Genomic DNA, 352 nt, shown 5'->3' with positions numbered 1-352 from the left:
AGTCGGCAGTGAGAAGGCGGCGTTGCCTTGAGGCCCAGAAATCCTGCAGGCAGATACCAGTATGCGGCGTGGGCTACCCAGGAGCTGGCGCGTCCTGCTTTGGCCTTTCGCAATGCGAACCAGGCGCCGAAGGCGACTATGATGCCGATAAAGATATGCTGGGTGAGGATCCCCCAGGTGAAGGGGGCCAGCATTCCCGCGAACTCGTCGATGGTCCAGAAGCCGATAAGCTCCGGGTCATCGAGACGCCGGGGAATGATGTAAGGGTCTGCCATGGCGACGCCGCCTTCCCTTGCCGCGTTCAGATGACCGCGGTCACGACCGAGGTGACGATCGGAACACCGGTGCCGAC

Annotated in this window: 1 protein-coding gene; it reads right to left on the bottom strand. The window is 62.2% G+C overall.

Going from position 1 to position 352, the window contains the following annotated elements:
• Window positions 1–275: type IV conjugative transfer system protein TraL (gene traL / locus AX692_RS09275; protein WP_073974387.1), on the bottom strand; the 275-nt coding region annotated here is incomplete at its 3' end.
• Window positions 276–352 lie beyond the last annotated feature (77 nt).

The organism is Erythrobacter donghaensis, from assembly GCF_001557325.1.
Classification (GTDB): domain Bacteria; phylum Pseudomonadota; class Alphaproteobacteria; order Sphingomonadales; family Sphingomonadaceae; genus Erythrobacter; species Erythrobacter donghaensis_B.
The sequence above is the reverse complement of the archived record's forward strand: the minus strand, read 5'-3'. Positions and strand labels throughout refer to the sequence as shown.